Origin of the sequence: Streptomyces sp. NPDC006691 (genome assembly GCF_042869955.1) — a bacterium.
Lineage (GTDB): Bacteria > Actinomycetota > Actinomycetes > Streptomycetales > Streptomycetaceae > Streptomyces.
Window position 1 is genome coordinate 510,741 of the sequence record NZ_JBIAGW010000003.1, and the last position, 16,712, is coordinate 527,452.

Genomic DNA, 16,712 nt, shown 5'->3' on the forward strand with positions numbered 1-16,712 from the left:
CCTGCGGCGCACCGGCCGGAGCCGTCGCCTTGCGCGTGGCACGGCGACGGGTGCGGGGCGCGGGGGCCTCGGTGGGCTCTGCGGCCTCTTCGGCGGCGGGCGCCTCGGCCGCGGCGGGGGTTTCGCTGCTCTCCGCGGCGGCCTGCGGCGCGCCGGCGGGGGCGGTCGCCTTGCGGGTCGCGCGGCGGCGGGTGCGCGGCGCGGGGGCCTCGGTGGGCTCTGCGGCGGCGGGTGCGACCGGCTCGGCGGCCGGTGCCGGGGTCTCGGCGGTTCCCGCCGTGTCGGCGGCCTCCGCGCCGGGTGCGCCCACCGGCGGACCGGCGGGTCGCGATGCCGCGCGGCGCCTGCGGCGCGGCGGCAGCGTGTCGCTGGGGCTGTTCTGGTCGTTGTCTCCGGTGGTACCGGATTCGTTCTGCTCAAGCATGCGGGCGTAGCTCCCGTCACGCTCCCGGGCGCCGCGCCTGGTCCGGTCCGGCGGCACGGCCCACGCGGTGTGCGCGGGTGCCGCCGTCCGGGGCGCGGGCGCCGCACGGGAGCTGTTATGTCTGGCTCGCCGGTTCCCCACGCGGTGTGCGTACGGCCTGGCGAAAGTCTGTTAGGTCTGTGCGCGGCCCGACCCAGGTGGCTCCCGAGTGCCAGGGCTGCGCTACGACGACCGCCCTTACGCGGCGGGACCTTCCGGCGCCGTCGCAGAGACGGTCCCGGCGGCTGTTTGTGGAGCGGCCGGGGCTGCCTCGCGGTCGGGCGCGAGCGGGTCGGTCACCGTGCCGGACTCCTCGTCGAAGAGCCCCTGCGCCAGCCTGGTCACCGCTGCGGGGACCGGCGGCGCCAGGTCGGCCACAGCTCGGAGACCGGACAGGACGTCGTCGGGTCGTACGGCAGGTGTCAGGTGCCGCACTACCAGCCGCAGTATCGCACAGGCGTCGCCGAGAGGCCTATCGGCCTGCGGAGGAAGCGCCTGGAGGTCGGCGACGGCGCCTCTGGTGTCGAAGGTGCGCATGCCGTTCTTGGTCTGGCGCTGGACCTCGACGGTGTCGGCGGCGAGGAATGTCCGGACGGCCTTCTCGGCGGTCTCGACGGTGACGCCGTCCAGGCGCAGCTCCCACACGGAGGCGGTGAGCCGGTCGGCGAGGCCCGAGGTGCGGACCTCGACGGCGTCGACGACGTCGAGCCCGGTGGGCAGCGACTCGTCGAGCAGGGCGCGCAGTTTCTCGGGGTCGCGCTGTGCGGTGAGCGCGATCTCCAGGTACTCGGCCTCGGAGCCGACGCCGGTGGGTGCGGCGTTGGCGTACGACACCTTGGGGTGCGGGGTGAAGCCTGCCGAGTACGCCATGGGCACCTCGGCTCGGCGCAGGGCCCGCTCGAAGGCGCGCTGGAAGTCACGGTGGCTGGTGAACCGGAGGCGGCCGCGCTTGGTGTAGCGCAGGCGGATGCGCTGCACCGCGGGTGCGGGCGGCGGGCCTTCGGGCTGTCGCTTGCCCAGTGGTTCTTCTCCTCGGTGCGGGGCGGGCGCGGGTGTGCGCCGCCCACCGTCCTGTGGGGGTCCCTCCGGTCACGGCGGGGGCGCTACCCGGCTCATCCCTCCGTTTTGCTGAGGGAGATCTCGGGGGCGGGCACCGCGCCGGAGGCAGTAGTTGTACTACCCAGAGTACGCGCCCGGTGCTCCACCCGTTCCCGGGGCGACCCGCCGACCAGCGCCCGCCAGGCCTCCTGCCGGGCGTTGCGTACGGTCTCGCGGGCCGAGGCGAGGGCTTCGCGCGCGGCGTGCCCCGCGCCACGGGCCGCGTCGGCCGCGATCCGCCCGACCCCGCGTACGGCACGGGCGGCCGGCCGGAGCACCGTGTCCCGCGCCCAGTGTCCGACCGGGGTGAGCAGTGCGGCGTACACCCAGCGCAGGGGCCGTCCGACGAGGTTGCGGCCGAGCCACTTGAGCCCCCGGCCGACGGCCCGCGACACGAACCCGGCGGCCCGCCAGGCGTGCCCGACCGCGTGCCCGATCTCCCGCGCCACGACGGCGAGCGCCCGCCCGAGCGGCGTGAGCACCTGCCGGTACGCCCACACGACCGGCACCACGAACAGCAGCACGACGAGCGCGCCGAGGCCCCGCGCGAGGGCCGTCAGAGCGGCCCCGACCGCCCTGCCCAACCAGGCGGTTGCGTGGCCGAGCGGGGTGAGGGCGTTGCGGTACAGCCAGCTGCCGGGGGCCAGCAGGCCGTAGCGCAGCAGCGGGTGGAGGAGGCGCCACAGCGTGGCCGGCGTCCGGACGAAGACGGCCCACAGCACGCGTCCGAGCACGAACCCGATCCCCTGGGCGGCCAGGCCGATCCCCGTGCCGATTCCCCTGACGACCCGTCCGACGCCGCGTCCGAGCGGCGCCAGGACGGTACGGAACAGCCATCGGGCAGGGGACGCGACCAGGTTCACGGCGAGCCGTGCCACCCCCCGCCCCAGCGCGACGCATCCGGCCCCGACCAGGCCGGCCAGCCAGGTGATCCCCTGCCCGAGGGGGGTCAGCAGGAACCGGTACGACCACTCGAACGGGATCACCACGAGCACCCGCCACAGCGGCACGAGTACCACCCGGCGCACCGCCTTCGCACCGGCGGCGAGCAGGTCCCACGCCATGCGGACGGGGACGACGAGGACGAGGACCACGATCCGTACGGGGATGCGGATCGCGACGGTGAGGCAGCCTTCGGGGCCCTGCGGGGTCGACCGGTTCTCCATACCGTCAGGGACGCACGAAGGGCACTCCGCCGTTGCGACGGGGTGCCCTTCGTGATCAGTCGGTGATGCGGTGTGCCCGGGGCGGTGCGGTCAGTTCTTGACCGTCAGCGGCAGCAGCTTCTTGCCGGTGGGGCCGATCTGGATGCTGGTGTCCATCTGGGGGCACACCCCGCAGTCGAAGCACGGCGTCCAGCGGCAGTCCTCGACCTCGGTCTCGTCGAGCGAGTCCTGCCAGTCCTCCCAGAGCCAGTCCTTGTCGAGGCCCGAGTCGAGGTGGTCCCAGGGCAGGACTTCCTCGTAGGTGCGCTCGCGGGTGGTGTACCAGTCGACGTCCACGCCGAAGGCGGGGAGCGTCTTGTCGGCGCAGGCCATCCAGCGGTCGTAGGAGAAGTGCTCGCGCCAGCCGTCGAAGCGGCCGCCGTCCTCGTAGACGGCGCGGATGACGGAGCCCACGCGGCGGTCGCCGCGCGAGAGCAGGCCCTCGACGATGCCGGGCTTGCCGTCGTGGTAGCGGAAGCCGATGGAGCGGCCGTACTTCTTGTCGCCGCGGATCTTGTCGCGGAGCTTGGTGAGGCGGGCGTCGGTGTCCTCGGCGCTGAGCTGCGGCGCCCACTGGAACGGGGTGTGCGGCTTGGGCACGAAGCCGCCGATCGACACCGTGCAGCGGATGTCGTTCTGGCCCGAGACCTCGCGGCCCTTGGCGATGACGTTGACCGCCATGTCACCGATCTGGAGGACGTCCTCGTCGGTCTCGGTGGGCAGGCCGCACATGAAGTACAGCTTCACCTGGCGCCAGCCGTTGCCGTACGCGGTCGCGACGGTACGGATGAGGTCCTCTTCGGAGACCATCTTGTTGATGACCTTGCGCATGCGCTCGGAGCCGCCCTCGGGGGCGAAGGTGAGGCCCGAGCGGCGGCCGTTGCGGGTCAGCTCGTTGGCGAGGTCGACGTTGAAGGCGTCCACGCGGGTCGAGGGCAGCGAGAGGCCGATCTTGTCCTCGGTGTAGCGGTCCGCGAGGCCCTTGGCGATGTCACCGATCTCGGTGTGGTCGGCGGAGGAGAGGGAGAGCAGACCCACCTCTTCGAAGCCGGTCGCCTTGAGGCCCTTCTCCACCATGTCGCCGATGCCGGTGATGCTTCGCTCCCGCACGGGGCGCGTGATCATGCCGGCCTGGCAGAAACGGCAGCCGCGGGTGCAGCCGCGGAAGATCTCCACGGACATGCGCTCGTGGACGGTCTCGGCGAGCGGGACCAGGGGCTGCTTGGGGTAGGGCCACTCGTCGAGGTCCATGACGGTGTGCTTGGAGACCCGCCACGGCACGCCCGACCTGTTCGGTACGACACGGGCGATGCGGCCGTCCGGCAGGTACTCGACGTCGTAGAAGGCGGGAACGTAGACGCTGCCCGTCCGCGACAGGCGGAACAGGACCTCTTCGCGGCCGCCCGGGCACCCCTCGGCCTTCCAGCCGCGGATGATCTCGGTCATGTCGAGGACGGCCTGCTCGCCGTCGCCGATGACCGCGCAGTCGATGAAGTCCGCGATCGGCTCGGGGTTGAAGGCCGCGTGGCCGCCCGCGAGGACGATCGGGTCGTCGATGGTGCGGTCCTTGGACTCCAGCGGGATGCCCGCGAGGTCCAGGGCCGTGAGCATGTTGGTGTAGCCGAGCTCGGTGGAGAAGCTGAGCCCGAACACGTCGAAGGCGCGCAGCGGGCGGTGCGAGTCCACCGTGAACTGCGGGACCTTGTGCTCGCGCATGAGCTGTTCCATGTCCGGCCACACGCTGTAGGTGCGCTCGGCGAGGACGCCCTCGCGCTCGTTCAGTACCTCGTAGAGGATCATGACGCCCTGGTTGGGCAGCCCGACCTCGTACGCGTCCGGGTACATGAGCGCCCAGCGGACGTCACACTCGTCCCAGGCCTTGACGGTGGAGTTGAGCTCACCGCCGACGTACTGGATCGGCTTCTGCACATGCGGGAGCAGCGCTTCGAGCTGTGGGAAGACGGACTCGGCAGACATCTCGACCTTCGTGGGCTGGCAGGGGGCGACTCTCTAGCGTAACGCGAGCCGGGTCGCCCCCTCGCACGACGATCAGCCGGCCCCCGTCCCGGCCGTGGCGGCGATCACGAGCCGGCGGTCCTCAGGCGCCCGCGGAGCTTCGTCCGGGAGGCGCGGGCCCACACCTCGGGCAGCCGGCGTTCGCTCAGCGCGGCCGCCGCCTCCTCCCTGCCGTACACCAGTCCCCAGGTGAACGCGGACTCGCCGGCCGCGTGGGCGCGGGCGGCGAGCAGCCGCAGGGCGTCGCGGGCGACCACGCCGTCCTGGTGGTCGCCGAGCAGGCTCTGTACGGCCTTGACGCGCTTGGCGAGCTTCTTGGCGGGCTTGCCGAGCGCGGGGGTCGCGGCCTCGGCGGCGTACCGGGTGCGTTTGGCGGCCTTGCGGGCCTCGTGCAGGGCGAGGTCGCGGGCGTGGCCCGGGGCGAGGTCGAGCGCGGTGCGGATGCGGCCGGCGAGGCGCCGGTGGTCCTTGAGCACGGCCTTGGGCAGGACGTCGGCGGCGGGCCGGGCGGCGGCCGGGCGCAGGGGCGGGTCGGCGAGCAGCGCGTCGAGGGCGTCGAGCAGGGTGAGGTAGCGCTCGGAGTCGAGGACGGCGAGGGTCCGGCGCCGGGCGCCGGTGCCGCGGTCGGCGCTCCAGATCCGCAGCCGGGCGCGGACCGGGCCGAGCAGCAGGGTGACGGGCAGGGCCTCGATGTGGGAGCGCAGGCGTCCGGCGAGGACTTCCCGGTCGCGGTCGACGCCGAGTTCGCCCGCGAGCCATCTGAGTTCCTCGCCGACGGGGTCGGTGACGGACCGGTCGATGACCTTGGCGTACGACGTGAACGCGCTGCGCAGCCGGCGGGTGGCGACCCGCATCTGGTGGACGGCGTCGGGCAGTTCACGGCGTACGGCCGGGTCGTGGGCGACCAGCGCGTCGCGCTGGTGGCGCAGATAGCCGAGCACTTCGGCGCCGGCGGTGCCGTCGGCGGGCCCGGTGTCCTTGCCGCCGTCGTCCTCGTGCGGCTTCGGCGGGGCCGTCTCGCGCAGGGCGCGGGCGAGTTTGGAGGCGCTCGCCGAGGGCCGGATGCCCGCCTTGCGCAGATGCTTCTCCACACCGTCCAGGATGCTCTCGTCGTGGACGGCGTCGGCCAGCTCGACCTCGATCTCGGTCCAGGTGGTGCCGGAGGCGCCCTCGGCGAGCCCTTGGGCGCTGACGGTGTCGACGCTGAGCTCGGCGAGCGGGGTGCCGTCGTCGGCCAGCAGACGGGAGACGGCGCGGGACGACAACAGCCTTATCACGGGGGCGAGTTGGGCGTCGCGGACGCGGGAGCGCAGCAGGGCGGCGAGCTCCGGCGGCAGTGCGTCGGAGAGCGGGGCGCGCACCTCGTCGCGGATGCCCTTGGCGACGGGGAACTTCAGGTGCCAGCCGGCGTCGGCGCCGCCCGTTCTGCGGCGCAGGGTGAGTGAGCCGGCGTCCAGGCGCAGGTCCGGGGTGTCGTAGTAGACGGCGTCGAGGTCGACGACGCCTTGGTCGACGACGCGTGCGATGCCGGGGACTCTGGTCAGGTCGGGGAGCCGGACCGGGTCCCCGACCGCGGTGGGGAACTCGAATTTCCGCTCGATCTCGCGTTTCGTGTCCGCCATGTACCGACCCTAGACGCGATCGGCGCCCTGCGGCAGGGCGCCGGACCGGCCAACCTCCGCCGGTCCGGTGCCCCTGCCCGCCAGGCCGCCAGGCCGTTGTCCCGCCAGGCCGCCAGGCCGCCAGGCCGCCAGGCCGCCAGGCCGCTAGGCCGCTAGGCCGTTATGGGCCGCTGCACCCGGATCGACTGGAGCAGCCCTATGGCGACCCACACCGCGAACATCGAGGACCCGCCGTAGGAGACGAAGGGCAGCGGGATGCCGGCGACCGGCATGATGCCGAGGGTCATGCCGATGTTCTCGAAGGACTGGAAGGCGAACCAGGCGATGATGCCGGCGGCGACGATGGTGCCGTACAGCTCGGTCGTCTCGCGGGCGATGCGGCAGGCCCGCCACAGGATGACGCCGATGAGCACGATGATCAGGCCCGCGCCGACGAAGCCGAGTTCCTCTCCGGCGACGGTGAACACGAAGTCCGTCTGCTGTTCGGGCACGAACTGGCCGGTGGTCTGGGAGCCCTTGAAGAGCCCGGTGCCGGTCAGTCCGCCGGAGCCGATCGCGATCCTGGCCTGGCCGGTGTTGTAGCCGACGCCGGCCGGGTCGAGGTTGGGGTTGGCGAAGGCCGCGAAGCGGTTGATCTGGTACTTGTCCAGTATCCCGAGGGCGGCGACGAGGACCGCGCCGACCACGCCCGCGCCGAGCAGCCCGAAGATCCAGCGGTTGGAGGCTCCGGAGGACAGCAGCACGCCGAGGATGATCACCACGATGACCATGGTGGAGCCGAGGTCGGGCATCAGCATGATGCAGCCGATCGGGATCATCGCGAGGCCGAGGGCCTTCATCACCGTGCGGTGGTCGGGGTGCGGCTGGTCGCCTGCGTCGACGCGGGCGGCGAGCAGCATCGCCATGCACAGGATGATCGCGATCTTCGCGAACTCGGAGGGCTGGAGGGAGAATCCGCCGCCGAGCACGATCCAGGAGTGCGCGCCGTTGACGGTGGCGCCGAGCGGCGAGAGCACCGCGAGCAGCAGCAGGATGGAGAGCCCGTACAGGATGGGCACCGCCCCGCGCAGGGTGCGGTGGCCGAGCCAGATGGTGCCGACCATCAGGCAGAGCCCGATGCCGGCGTTCATGGCGTGCCGGATCAGGAAGTAGTACGGGTCGCCCTGGTTGATGTTGGTGCGGTTGCGGGTGGCGGACCACACCAGGAGCGAGCCGATGAAGCAGAGCGCGAGGGCCGCGAGGAGCAGCGGCCAGTCGAGCCGGCGCACCACCGAGTCCCGGGCGGTCAGCTTGGCGAAGGCGCCGCGTTCCTTGGGGGCGTAACGCGGGACGGAGAAACCTGCCATGGCGCTAGTCCCTCCGCGGGTTGCGGTTGTCGACGTTGGTGGCCGGCGGGTTGGCCGGCTGCTGCTGGCCGTTGGGCTGCTGGCCGCCGGGCTGCTGCTTGTCCTTGGTCTTGCCGGCGTTCGGGTCGTAGGCGGCGACCGTCGGCGCGTCGATGGAGCCGTCGGGCTGGATCTTGGGCAGGGACTTCTCGGGCTCGGGGAGCATGGCGCGCTTGAGGTCCTGGTGGCCGGCGTCGTCGATGCCGTACATCGCCTCGTAGATCTTGCGCACGGCCTCACCGGAGGCGCCGGAACCCGTACCGGCCTGGGCGATCGTCATGACGACCGTGTAGTCCTTGGAGTACGTGGCGAGCCAGGAGGTGGTCTGCTTCCCGTAGACCTCGGCGGTGCCGGTCTTGGCGTGCAGCTCGATCTTGTCCTGCGGCCAGCCCTGGAACTTCCAGGCCGCGGTACCGCTGGTGACGACGCCCGCGAGCGCCTTGTTGAAGCCGTCGAGGGTGGCCTGGGAGACCGGCAGCCTGCCGTTGACCTTCGGCTTGATCTCCTGCACGGACTTTCCGTCGGCGCTGATGATCGCCTTGCCGATGGTCGGGGCGTGCATGGTGCCGCCGTTGGCGATCGCCCCGTAGATCATGGCCTCCTGGATCGGCGTGACGAGGGTGTCGCCCTGGCCGATGGAGTAGTTGATCGAGTCGCCCTCGCGCATCTTGTTGCCTTCGAGGCAGTTCTCGTACGCGATCTTCTCGACGTAGGTGCCGTCCTTCTTGCCGGTCTTGCACCAGCTGTCCTTCATGGACGCGAAGAGGGCTTCCTTCCACTGCCGGTCGGGGACGCGGCCGGTGACCTCGTTGGGCAGGTCCACGCCGGTGACCTTGCCGAGGCCGAACTGGTGGGCCGCCTTGTAGAAGTAGTCCTTGGGCTGGCCCTTCTTCGGGTTGATCCCGCCGTCCTTCTTCCACTCGTTGTCCGCGAGCCCGTAGAAGACGGTGTCGCAGGACACCTCCAGAGCACGGCCGAGCGAGATCGGACCGAAGCTCTCCCCCTCGAAGTTCTTGAAGACCTGCCCGCCCACGGAGTACGAGCTGGTGCAGGGGTAGCCACCGTCCCACTTGTAACCGGCCTCGACGGCGGCGGCCGTGGAGACCACCTTGAACGTCGAACCGGGCGCGGCCTGACCCTGTATGGCCCGGTTCAGCAACGGATAGTCGCTGTCCTTGCCGGTGAGCGCCTGGTAGTCCTTGGCGGAGATCCCGCCGACCCACACGTTCGGGTCGTAGGTCGGCGCCGAGGCCATCGCGACGACGCGTCCGGTCTTGGCCTCCATGACCACGACCGCGCCGGAGTCCGCCTTGTAGTTCTCGTTCGTGATCTTGTCGAACTGCTGGCGGGCCTCCTTCATCGCGTAGTCCAGCTCGTACTCGGCGACCGCTTGGACCCGTGCGTCTATCGACGTCACGACATTCGCGCCGGGCTGCGCCTTGTCGCTCTGCGCCTGCCCGATGACCCGCCCGAGGTTGTCGACCTCGTACCGGGTGATACCGGCCTTGCCGCGCAACTGCTTGTCGTACGTGCGCTCAAGGCCCGAGCGGCCCACCTGGTCGGAGCGCAGGTAGGGCGAATCGCTGTCCTTCGCCTTGGTGATCTCGTCGTCGGTGACGGGCGAGAGGTAGCCGAGCACCTGGGAGGTGTTGGCCTTGCCGGGCGCGGGGTAGCGGCGCACGGCCGTGGGGTCGGCGGTGATGCCGGGGAAGTCCTCGGAGCGTTCGCGGATTTGCAGGGCCTGCTGGGTGGTCGCCTTGTCCGTCACCGGGATCGGCTGGTAGGGCGAGCCGTTCCAGCACGGCTTGGGGGTCTTGGCGTCGCAGAGCCTGACCTTGTCCATGACGTCCTGCGGCTTCATGCCGAGCACTCCGGCGAGCCGGGTCAGGACGGCCTTGCCCCGGTCCGGCATCTTCGACAGGTCGGTGCGCGAGGCCGAGACCACCAGTCGAGTCTCGTTGTCGGCCAGCGGCACGCCCCGGGCGTCCAGGATCGAGCCGCGCACGGCGGGCTGGACGACCTGCTGGACGTGGTTGTTCTTCGCCTCGTCCTCGTACTCCTGGCCGTTGCGGATCTGGAGGTACCACAGGCGGCCGCCCAGCGTGAGCAGCAGCGAGAAGACCAGGACCTGGATGATGACGAGCCGGATCTGCACCCGGGGGGTGCGGCCGGTCTCGGGAATGTTGCTCATGCCTTGACGACCCCCTGGTTCACAGACGCTTGACGCCCTTGATGCGACCGGCGCGGGCCGCTCTGTTCCTGGCGGCCTTGACGCGCAGGCCGCCGCGCTGGCCGCCGATGCGCAGGCCGGTGCCGCCGGCGAACCAGCCGGCGGTGATGTTGCTCTTGGAGCTGCTGCCGCCGGTCTCGCCGAGGGGATCGTTCTCGGCCCGCCGGGCGATCGCCATGATCAGCGGGACCGTGAACGGCGCGAGCAGGAGGTCGTAGACGGCGGCCGTGAACAGCAGGCTGGGCAGGCCGACATGGCGGGCCGCGGTGTCCCCCACCAGGGCGCCGACGGTGGCGTAGAGCAGCGTCGAGCCGATGGCCGCGCCGACCACCACCAGCATCGGCCCGGCCGCGCTGCGCAGCCGGCCGTGGTCGGGCTTGGCGAGCCCGGCGAGGTAGCCGATCACGCACAGGACGAGGGCGTAGCGTCCGGCCGCGTGGTCGGCGGGCGGGGCGAGGTCGGTGAGCAGACCGGCGCCGAATCCGACGAAGGCGCCGCCGAGGTGGCCGTAGACCAGCGCCAGGCCGAGCACGGTGAGGAGCACGAGGTCCGGTACGGCGCCGGGCAGTTGGAGGCGGGCGAGGACGCTCACCTGGATGACGAGGGCGATCACGACCAGGGCGGCGGAGAGGATGACCCTGTTGACACGCATCTGGATCAGCTCCTACTGCTCGCCGTCGGCGTTGGCGTTGCCTTGGCCGTTCGGATCACCGTTGTTGGGATTCGGATTGGCGTTCCCGTTCGGAGGATTGGCGTTCCCGTTCGGAGGGTTGGCCTGCCCGGCCGGGGGGTTGGCGTTGCCGGCGGGCGGGCTCGGCTTCGCGTTCGGGTCCGGGGTGCCGTTGGCGTTCGCGTTCGGGCCGGTGATCTCGTTGTTGGCCAGGTCGTTCGGGGTCGGGTTCCCGGACGGGGTGGCCGTGACGGTGACCGTCGGGATCGGCGTCGGCTTGGGCTTGGCGGGCAGTACCTGGTCGCGCGGGTCGGTGCGCGGGGCCTGGACGACGACGCCGACGATGTCGAGCTTGGTGAAGCCGACGTAGGGGCGTACGTAGATGGTGCGCGTGAGGTCGCCGCCCGAGGGGTCGACCTTGACGACCTCGCCGACGGGGACACCGGGCACGAACGGCTTGTCGGCCTGGGAGCCGAAGGTCACCAGGCGGTCGCCGGGGTTGACCTTGGCCTTGCCGTTGAGGAGCTGGACCGACAGCGGCCGGTCGCCGTGCCCGGTGGCGAAGCCCAGCTCGTCGCTGCTCTCCATACGGGTGCCGACGGTGAAGTCGGGGTCGTTGGCGAGCAGCACGGTCGAGGTGGAGGGGCCGACGGTGGTGACCCGGCCGACCAGGCCGTCGCCGTTGAGGACCGTCATGTCGCGCTTGATGCCGTCGTTGGACCCGGCGTCGATGGTGACCGTCCAGGAGAAGCCCTGGGCCGCTCCTATGGCGACGACCTGGGCGGCCTTGATGCCGTACTGGCCTTCGCCCGCGGTCTTCAGCATCGCGTCGAGCTGGTTCAGGCGGCTGCGGTTGCGGGCGTCGCTGCCGAGTTTCTGCTTGAGGGCCTCGTTCTCGGCCTGAAGGGTGGAGATCCGGTCGTGGCGCTTGCCGGAGTCGCGCACCGCGCCGATCGCGTTGCCGACCGGGTCGACCGCGGCCGCGACCCCGTTCTCCACCGGGCCGAAGACGGCGGCGGCGGCGTGCCGGGCACCGTCCACCGGTGAATTCGCCCCGCCTCTGATGTCCACCGTGATCAGCGCGAACGCCACGGCGATCAGCAGTACCAGGAGCAGCCGGCTCTCTCGTGTGTCCCTCACGTGCGGCGGCCGTGCCTTCCTCGTAGGAATGTGGGTGATCTACAAGATCTCTTCGATCTGTATATCAACGATCCGCCGTACGGGTCGGCAGTGACCCATACGGCGGACAGCAGGCCCCGGGGGGCTATCGGCGGGGCTGCGCGTCGAGCACCTGCTGGAGTGCTTCGAACTCCTCCACGCACTTGCCGGACCCGAGGGCGACGGAGTCCAGCGGGTCCTCGGCGATGTGGATCGGCATGCCGGTCTCGCGGCGCAGCCGCTCGTCCAGGCCGCGCAGCAGGGCGCCACCGCCGGTCAGCACGATGCCGCGGTCCATGATGTCGCCGGAGAGCTCCGGCGGGCACTTGTCGAGCGTCGTCTTGACGGCGTCGACGATCGCGTTGACGGGTTCCTCGATCGCCTTGCGCACCTCGGCCGCGGAGATCACGACGGTCTTCGGCAGGCCGGAGACGAGGTCGCGGCCGCGGATCTCGGTGTGCTCGTCCTTGTCGAGGTCGTACGCGGAACCGATCGTGATCTTGATCTGCTCCGCGGTCCGCTCACCGAGGAGGAGCGAGTACTCCTTCTTGATGTGCTGGATGATCGCGTTGTCGAGCTCGTCGCCCGCGACCCGGATCGACTGGGCCGTGACGATTCCGCCGAGCGAGATCACGGCGACCTCGGTGGTGCCGCCGCCGATGTCGACGACCATGTTGCCGGTGGCCTCGTGGACCGGCAGGCCCGAGCCGATGGCCGCGGCCATGGGCTCCTCGATGATGTGCACCTGGCGGGCGCCCGCCTGGGTGGAGGCCTCGATGACGGCGCGGCGCTCGACTCCTGTGATGCCCGAGGGCACACAGACCACGACGCGCGGGCGGGCCAGGTACCGGCGCTTGTGGATCTTCAGGATGAAGTAGCGGAGCATCCGCTCGGTGATTTCGAAGTCGGCGATCACGCCGTCCTTCAGGGGCCGTACGGCGACGATGTTGCCCGGCGTACGGCCGATCATCTTCTTGGCTTCCGCGCCGACCGCCAGGATGCCGCCGGTGTTGGTGTTGATGGCGACGACGGACGGCTCGTTCAGGACGATTCCGCGGCCCCTGACGTACACCAGCGTGTTGGCGGTCCCGAGGTCGACAGCCATGTCACGGCCGATGAACGACATTTTGTTGCTCCCCATGAGGATGCGTCCGGCCTTCCCTAATCGAGCGTTGACGGCTTCTCAGGTCGGCGAGGTGGGTGCGTTGAGCGTGAGGGCCCATCGTAGTCCGGCCTGCACGGACACGGCGCGGTGGTCCACCTCAGTATTGGTGACGTCGTGTCGGGGCGATGCGTTCCCGAAGTCGTCCCGCATATGCCCGGGGACGACCGAAATTCCTTCGGTCGCCCCAGGTAGTGAGCGCTATATGGCTGACATCGCGTCAGTAAACGGGTCAGCTGCGGCCCGGGAAGAAAATCTTCAGTTCTCGCTCCGCGGACTCCTCGGAGTCCGAGGCGTGGATGAGGTTTTCCCGGACGATGGTGCCGAAGTCGCCACGAATGGAGCCGGGGGCCGCCGCGATCGGGTCGGTGGGACCCGCCAACTGGCGTACACCCTCGATGACGCGCTCACCCTCGACGACCAGGGCCACGACCGGACCCGAGGACATGAACGCCACGAGCGGCTCGTAGAAGGGCTTGCCCTTGTGCTCGCCGTAGTGCTGCTCCAGGGTGTCCTGATCCAGCGTGCGCAGCTCAAGGGCGGTGATCTGCCACTCGGCCTTGCGCTCGATGCGGCCGATGATCTCCCCGACCAGCGAGCGGCGGACGGCGTCCGGCTTGAGGAGGACGAGGGTGCGCTGCGTCATGGTGTGCGGCTCCTTGGCAAACGTGTGCGGTCCGCCGAGATTACCGGGTGTAGCCGAAGGCCCGACACCCGGTCCCGCCGGCGCAGCTCAGGCCTGTGGCTGGGCCTCGGCCTGGGCCGCGAATCTCGCCTTGGCCTCGTCGATCTTGCGGCCGTAGTGCACCGACGCCCACCACAGGGCGGCGAACAGGGCGCCCATGAAGAACATCAGCGGCACGGCGAAACCGCTCGCGATCAGGGCGATCTGGAGCGCCCAGCCGAGCTCGACGCCACCGCGCCGGCCGAGCATCCCGCAGAGCAGCACCGAGACCAGCATGCCGATGCCGCACACCGTCCACACCGTGGTGGTGGCGAGGTCGGGGTCCTTCATCGCGACCAGGCCCGCGAAGGCGATCACGAAGAATTCACCGATCAGGGTGGACGCGCAGAGCGTACGCATCGGGTCAGCCCCTCTTCAGCAGCAGCCGGGCGTCGCCGACCGTGAACACGGAGCCGGTGACGAGGACGCCCGCGCCCGCGTACTCGTCCTCCTCCTCGGCCAGGGTGATGGCGGCCTCGATGGCGTCGTCCAGGCGGGGCTCGACCACGACCCGCTCGTCGCCGAAGACCTCGACGGCGAGCGCGGCCAGCTCGTCCACGTCCATGGAGCGCATGGAGGCGTTGGCGGTGACCACGACCTCGGCGAAGACCGGCTCGAACGCTTCGAGCAGCCCCTTGACGTCCTTGTCTGCGCTGGCGGCGACCACGCCGATCAGCCGCGAGAAGCCGAACGCCTCGGTCAGGCCGTCCGCCGTGGCCCGCGCGCCCGCCGGGTTGTGCGCGGCGTCCAGCACCACGGTCGGCGAGCGGCGCACGACCTCCAGGCGGCCGGGCGAGACGACGGAGGCGAACGCCTTGCGGACCGTGTCGAGGTCGAGCGGGCCCGGCTGCTGCGAGCCGACGCCGAAGAACGCCTCGACCGCGGCGAGCGCGACGGCCGCGTTGTGCGCCTGGTGGGCGCCGTACAGCGGCAGGAAGACGTCCTCGTACTCGCCGCCGAGGCCGCGCAGCGTCAGGAGCTGGCCGCCGACGGCGACCTCGCGGCTCACGATGCCGAACTCCATGCCCTCGCGGGCCACCGTGGCGTCCTTCTCGACGGCCTTCTTCAGCATGACCTGCGCCGCGTCCACCGGCTGCTGGGCCAGGATCACCGTCGCGTCCTGCTTGATGATCCCGGACTTCTCCGTGGCGATCTCGGCGGTCGTGCTGCCGAGCCGGTCGGTGTGGTCCAGGTCGATGGGGGTGACGACGGCGACGCCGGCGTCGATGACGTTCGTCGCGTCCCAGGTGCCGCCCATGCCGACCTCGACGACGGCCACGTCCACCGGCGCGTCCGCGAAGGCCGCGTACGCCATGCCGGTGAGGACCTCGAAGAAGGAGAGCCGGAACTCTTCCCGGGCGTCGACCATCTCGACGTACGGCTTGATGTCGTCGTACGTCTCGATGAAGCGCTCGGCGGGAATGGGCAGGCCGTCCAGGCTGATCCGCTCGGTGATCGACTGGATGTGCGGCGAGGTGTAGCGCCCGGTGCGCAGCTCGAAGGCGCCGAGCAGGGCCTCGATCATGCGGGCGGTGGACGTCTTGCCGTTGGTGCCGGTGATGTGGATCGTCGGGTAGGCGCGCTGCGGCTCCCCGAGGACGTCCATCAGGGCGGCGATCCGGGTGACGGACGGCTCCAGCTTGGTCTCGCCCCAGCGGCCCGCCAGCTCGGTCTCGACCGCGCGGAGCGCCGCGTCCACCTCGGGGTCGGCCGGGCGGCCCGGCACGGCTTCGCCCTGCGGCTGGACGCCGTGGGTGCGCAGGGTGCGGCTGCCGGCCTCGATCACCGCCAGGTCGGGGTCTCTATCGGTCTCGGCTTCGACGATTCCGTCGAAGTCATCGGCTTCACTGCGGTCGGGCTGCTCGGTCACGGGTCCAGTCTACGGAGGGGTACCGACAGGACCTTGGACCCGCCCCTTTCGGGACGTTCGGCCCCCGGGTCCCACAGGCTCTCCGGGCAAACTTGGCGATCATGGACATAGGGATCGACCTCGGCACCGCCAACACGCTTCTGTACGCCAGGGGGCAGGGCATCGTGCTCAACGAGCCGTCCGTGGTGGCGATGAAGGAGGGCGGTCGCACGGCCCTCGCCGTCGGCACGGAGGCCAAGGAGACCATCGGCCGCACCCCCGGCTCGATCACCGCGATCCGGCCGCTGCGGGACGGCGTGATCAGCGACTACGAGGCCGCGGAGGAAATGATCCGGCATTTCGTGAAGAAGGCGGTACCGGGCCGCCGTCCGCGCACCCGCATGGTGGTGTGCGTGCCGAGCGGGGTGACGCCGGTGGAGCGGCGCGCGATCGTGCACGCCGCCCAGCGCTCCGGTGCTAAGGCCGTGCACCTCATCGAGGAGCCCATGGCGGCGGCCATCGGGGCCGGGCTTCCGGTCGCGGAGCCGCGCGGCTCGATGGTGGTGGACATCGGCGGCGGCACCACCGAGGTGGCCGTGATCTCGCTCGGCGGCATCGTGACCTCGCAGTCCCTGCGGGTGGGCGGCGACCGCCTGGACACCGCGATCACCGACTACGTACGCAAGGAGCACTCGCTGCTCATAGGCGAGCGCACCGCCGAGGACGTCAAGTGCGCGATCGGGTCGGCGTGGCCGGTGCCGGGCCAGGAGGAACTGGAGGAGCGGGCCTTCACGATCCGGGGCCGCGAGAAGGTGGGCGGCCTGCCCAAGACGCTGTCGCTGACCGCACGCGAGGTGCGGGCCGCGCTGGACGAGCCGGTCGAGTCGATCATCGCGGCGGTGAAGGTCACCCTGGAGGAGTGTCCGCCGGAGCTGTCCGGCGATGTGATGGAGCACGGCATCGTCCTGACCGGCGGCGGCGCCCTGCTGCCCGGCCTCGATCTGCGGATGGCGTCGGCGACCGGCATCCCGGTGTTCGTGGCGGACGACCCGCTGGACTGCGTGGCACTCGGCTCGGGCAAGTGCGTGGAGGACTTCGACCAGTTGCAGAAGCTGCTCGTCGGCACGTAG

General features: G+C 71.0%; 13 protein-coding genes and 1 pseudogene. 1 reads left to right on the forward strand and 13 read right to left on the reverse strand.

Translation table 11 applies throughout. The annotated features are described in order from the left end of the window. The 13 genes and pseudogenes from ACFYNP_RS09080 to ACFYNP_RS09140 form a co-directional block, all read right to left on the reverse strand. Positions 1-424 (reverse strand): annotated as a pseudogene (locus tag ACFYNP_RS09080) (ribonuclease E/G); the annotation flags it as partial. 237 nt (positions 425-661) lie between these two features. Beyond that, positions 662-1,441 carry a TIGR03936 family radical SAM-associated protein gene (locus tag ACFYNP_RS09085; protein WP_388407423.1) on the reverse strand — a complete coding sequence of 260 codons (780 nt, stop codon included), beginning with the start codon at positions 1,439-1,441 and terminating at the stop codon, positions 662-664. 134 nt (positions 1,442-1,575) lie between these two features. Beyond that, positions 1,576-2,727 carry a hypothetical protein gene (locus tag ACFYNP_RS09090; protein ID WP_388783945.1) on the reverse strand — a complete coding sequence of 384 codons (1,152 nt, stop codon included), beginning with the start codon at positions 2,725-2,727 and terminating at the stop codon, positions 1,576-1,578. A gap of 90 nt (positions 2,728-2,817) precedes the next feature. Next, positions 2,818-4,743, reverse strand: coding sequence for a TIGR03960 family B12-binding radical SAM protein (locus ACFYNP_RS09095; RefSeq protein WP_388783948.1), 1,926 nt, complete (start codon positions 4,741-4,743; stop codon positions 2,818-2,820). A gap of 104 nt (positions 4,744-4,847) precedes the next feature. Then, positions 4,848-6,404 (reverse strand): CHAD domain-containing protein, encoded by a 1,557-nt coding sequence (locus ACFYNP_RS09100; protein WP_388783951.1) that lies wholly within the window; start codon positions 6,402-6,404, stop codon positions 4,848-4,850. 152 nt (positions 6,405-6,556) lie between these two features. Then, complete coding sequence (rodA, locus tag ACFYNP_RS09105; RefSeq protein ID WP_388783954.1) at positions 6,557-7,750, reverse strand: rod shape-determining protein RodA; 1,194 nt, start codon at positions 7,748-7,750, stop codon at positions 6,557-6,559. Positions 7,751-7,754: 4 nt separating this feature from the next. After that, positions 7,755-9,980, reverse strand: coding sequence for a penicillin-binding protein 2 (gene mrdA / locus ACFYNP_RS09110; RefSeq protein ID WP_388407410.1), 2,226 nt, complete (start codon positions 9,978-9,980; stop codon positions 7,755-7,757). Positions 9,981-9,999: 19 nt separating this feature from the next. Then, positions 10,000-10,671 carry a rod shape-determining protein MreD gene (mreD, locus tag ACFYNP_RS09115; RefSeq protein WP_388407407.1) on the reverse strand — a complete coding sequence of 224 codons (672 nt, stop codon included), beginning with the start codon at positions 10,669-10,671 and terminating at the stop codon, positions 10,000-10,002. 12 nt (positions 10,672-10,683) lie between these two features. Next, on the reverse strand, positions 10,684-11,829 hold the full coding sequence (gene mreC / locus ACFYNP_RS09120; protein ID WP_388783957.1) for a rod shape-determining protein MreC: 1,146 nt from the start codon (positions 11,827-11,829) through the stop codon (positions 10,684-10,686). A gap of 124 nt (positions 11,830-11,953) precedes the next feature. Further along, positions 11,954-12,973, reverse strand: a complete 1,020-nt coding sequence (locus ACFYNP_RS09125) for a rod shape-determining protein (protein ID WP_053727412.1) — start codon at positions 12,971-12,973, stop codon at positions 11,954-11,956. A 268-nt stretch (positions 12,974-13,241) separates the two neighbouring features. Then, positions 13,242-13,655 (reverse strand): nucleoside-diphosphate kinase, encoded by a 414-nt coding sequence (gene ndk, locus ACFYNP_RS09130; protein WP_100579704.1) that lies wholly within the window; start codon positions 13,653-13,655, stop codon positions 13,242-13,244. A gap of 87 nt (positions 13,656-13,742) precedes the next feature. Next, positions 13,743-14,093 (reverse strand): DUF4233 domain-containing protein, encoded by a 351-nt coding sequence (locus tag ACFYNP_RS09135; RefSeq protein ID WP_388783960.1) that lies wholly within the window; start codon positions 14,091-14,093, stop codon positions 13,743-13,745. A gap of 4 nt (positions 14,094-14,097) precedes the next feature. Beyond that, positions 14,098-15,603, reverse strand: coding sequence for a bifunctional folylpolyglutamate synthase/dihydrofolate synthase (locus ACFYNP_RS09140; RefSeq protein WP_388783963.1), 1,506 nt, complete (start codon positions 15,601-15,603; stop codon positions 14,098-14,100). A 101-nt stretch (positions 15,604-15,704) separates the two neighbouring features. Between ACFYNP_RS09140 and ACFYNP_RS09145 the strand changes: the two genes are divergently transcribed. Continuing rightward, positions 15,705-16,712: a rod shape-determining protein gene (locus ACFYNP_RS09145; RefSeq protein WP_388783966.1), complete on the forward strand. Its 1,008-nt coding sequence runs from the start codon at positions 15,705-15,707 to the stop codon at positions 16,710-16,712.